This is a genomic window from Blastococcus mobilis (genome assembly GCF_900188025.1).
Taxonomy (GTDB): Bacteria; Actinomycetota; Actinomycetes; order Mycobacteriales; family Geodermatophilaceae; genus Blastococcus_B; species Blastococcus_B mobilis.
Genome location: NZ_FZNO01000069.1, coordinates 1 through 2,496, shown reverse-complemented (window position 1 = coordinate 2,496; position 2,496 = coordinate 1). Strand labels below are relative to the sequence as shown.

Annotated in this window: 1 protein-coding gene; it reads right to left on the bottom strand. The window is 71.8% G+C overall.

What is annotated here, in order from left to right; all coding sequences use genetic code 11:
* Positions 1-747 precede the first annotated feature (747 nt).
* Entirely contained in the window at positions 748-1,656 is a 909-nt protein-coding gene (locus tag CHB94_RS24255; RefSeq protein ID WP_089339099.1) for an NAD-dependent epimerase/dehydratase family protein, read from the bottom strand.
* Between the last annotated feature and the right edge of the window lie 840 nt (positions 1,657-2,496).

Genomic DNA, 2,496 nt, shown 5'->3' with positions numbered 1-2,496 from the left:
GAACCTCACCCGCACCCGGGACAGATCGTGCGATGCTCGCATCCGTCAGATGCCCTCTCGACTCGTGGAACGTGCGACCTCAGCAATCGCATCGTTCCTGGTCGGAGGGCATTTGATCTTCAGGGCACGCCGCTGCTCACCACGTCAGGCGGTGTATCCGGGGTAAGACCGCCGAAACCTACGCAAAGGGCTGACCCGGCACGCCAGGCGGCAGCGGCCCGCAGGAGCGTGCCGTTCGGGGCCAGCGTGCAGACGTGCAGACCCCCATCCGTCAGCAGCCATCTCCAGGGTTGGACGGCGCCGCTGGTGACGACATCACCGTTCGTGCTGTCCGCTGCACTGGTGCCGCTGCCCCATCGGCGAGCTGGGCTGACTTGGACACTGAATGTGGTTTCTCTATGTTCGCGAGACCGCGCCCGCCGTTGACACCCAGCCGGGCATCCCCTTAAACCGGCCATCGGTGCGACGACTCCTACCCTGTGCCCACCTCCCTCGGACAGGGAGGAGCGCTCATCCGAGCCCCTCGAGCCGTGTGCGTATGTAGCGTGTCGCCCCTCGGACACCGAGTTGAACCCCCACGGCTTCTGAGCCGGTGGGCATTTGCTCTTCCTGTGTCGGCACGTCCGCTTGATGTCTGAAGGACCACATCGGCCGGCCGGCCGGCCTTGGTTCTCGGACACCCTGAACCGCCCCGGGTCTGGTGGAGGCACTGGGTGGGCCGGTTCTCGCCGGGCGACCCAGTCGCTGTCACGAACGCGTCGTCAGGCCCCGCCGCAGCTCGTCCATGGCCTGCGCGAGGCTCACCCGCGGCGCCCAGCCCCACCCGCGCGCGCGGTCGGTGAGCAGCTGCCCGGTCCAGGCCGGTTCGTCGGTCCACTCGGGCGCGACGCCCAACGCGTCGGTGACCGTGCCGAGGTAGTCCCGCCACGTCGCAGCCTCGCCCGCGACGATGACCGGGGTCGTGCCGCCGGCCACGGGGCCTCGCTCCGGGTCGTCGGCGGTCGCGACGGCGCCCGTGGCGACGTCCGCGATCAAGGCCGCCAGGTCGTCGACGTGCACCCAGGGCCAGGTCTTCGCCGGGTTCGCCCGGCGCTCACCGCCGCGGACCTCCTGCGGTCGCAGCGTGTTCCAGACCGACGTGGCGCCGGCACCCATGATCGCCGGCGGACGGACCAGCACGGTCGTGAGCCCGCCGACCTGCGCCAGCGCGGCGTCGGTGGCGTTCTTGGGATCGGGGTAGTCGCCGCTGCCCTCGGGCAGGAGGGCACCGTCCTCGGCCACGTCCCCGACGCCGGCCGAGCGGTCGTAGACCCCGGCCGTGGACACGTGCACCAGCCGGGCGACGCCGGCGTCCCGGGCAGCCCGAGCGAGGACCGGCGTGCCCACCACGGCCACCCGGTGCTGCACCTCCCGCGACGAGCCCATCGGGTGGACTGTCGTGACGACCGCGTCGGCCCCCCGGGTCACCGCGCAGGCGAGGCCCTCGCCGGCGAAGTCGCCGACGTGCTCGGTGACTCCGTCGAGTGCAGGCGCGCTGCCGGCGCGGCGGACCACGGCGCGCACCCGCGCCGACCGCTCGACGAGCGCCCGACACACCGCGGCGCCCACCAATCCGTTCGCCCCGGTCACCACGACGACGGGAGTGGCATCGGCCATGCCGTCCACACTGCCAGCGACCACACGACGGCGCCCGCTGCGCGGCACGTCGCCGAAGCGTCGGGGCGCGCTGACCGCCCCGGCACCCGCCCGGGCCGGGTGATCCGCCTTCAGCGGACAGCGCTCTACACCCGGCGAAGGGCCCTTCGTGATCGGAAGGTCGCTCGTCGCCTGTCGACACCTCACATCTCGGGACGATGGGTGCCGCCGCCCCACCGGTACATGTACTCGCAGCGAGGTGGGACCGTCGCAGTGAGCTTCGGCTCGGCAGCAGACGGACGCGCTGCACCTCGGTTGCGGCCCGGACCTCCGGAACTCCGGATCGGAAGCATCCGCATGGCCGCTGGAGGCACCGGTGGTCTCCCGGGGTGGCGTTCAGCCGGCGACGGAACGCACGGTTCATCGTCTCCGGCGCACCGAACCCGCAGATGCGCGCGCTTCACGGCCGCAGCCGTGTGCGTATGCAGCGTGTCCCCCTCGGACACAGCCTCGCCCCGGTGTTCCTGCAGATCAGGAGCCTGGGGTGTTCCTTTGTCAGGGCCTCGGAGGGCCGCGTGATACCCGCGTGATACTTCGTGCCCAGATCAGCCCTCGAGCAGCGCGGCGAAGCGGTCCGCAGCCTGGCGGCCCATCCCGGCGTGCACGTCGGCTTGAACGACCGGGCGGAGGTCGCACAGCTCTTCCGGAGACCCTCGGCAGGCAGGGCCCCGCCTGTCACCCGCAGTTGACATGGCGGGACGCTACCGGCAGATCGCTTCCTTGTGCTCCACCCGGCAGTGTCCCCCGGGCTGCGGTCTGCCGGTCACGTCGCGAAGCGTGGCGCTCCAGCCGGCCGAGCCC